Origin of the sequence: Bartonella capreoli, from assembly GCF_902813205.1 — a bacterium.
Classification (GTDB): Bacteria; Pseudomonadota; Alphaproteobacteria; order Rhizobiales; family Rhizobiaceae; genus Bartonella; species Bartonella schoenbuchensis.
On the sequence record NZ_CADDZX010000189.1, the window covers coordinates 1 to 462 of the forward strand.

The 462-nt window shown below is 49.1% G+C and carries 1 protein-coding gene; it reads right to left on the reverse strand.

The genetic code is table 11. The annotated features are described in order from the left end of the window. Window positions 1–123 precede the first annotated feature (123 nt). Window positions 124–417, reverse strand: a complete 294-nt coding sequence (locus tag J7R05_RS08000) for a hypothetical protein (protein ID WP_208541848.1) — start codon at window positions 415–417, stop codon at window positions 124–126. Window positions 418–462 lie beyond the last annotated feature (45 nt).

Genomic DNA, 462 nt, shown 5'->3' on the forward strand with positions numbered 1-462 from the left:
CCCTCCCTTTCTTCCTTTCCTTTCTCACTTTTTACACAAAAAAAACAACCTCTGAAAGACACTATAAAATGGCGCGAGTGACTTTCCTCTAACCCCCTACCTCCTTCTTTACATTCCCTCACTCTACCCCCCTCCCCTCCCCCCCCTCCCTTCTTTCTCCCCCCTTTTTTCTCTTCTCTCCTCTTTTCCTTCTTTTCTGTCCCTCCTTCTTCCTTTTTTTTTTTCCCCCCCCCTCCCCCTTTCCCCTCCTTTAACACCTCCCCCCTCCCCCTCTCTTTTCTTCTTTCTTCTCCCTCCCCTCTTCCCTCCCCCTCTCTCCTTCCCTTCCCCCTCCTTGCTCTTTCTCTTCTCTCCTCTTTTCTCTCTCCCCGTCTCCCCCTCTTCTTTCTTTCGTTCGAGCTTCTCATTGCCCACCATATATTTTTACCTTCTCCTGTTCTTGTAATTCTACAAGTTTAGACC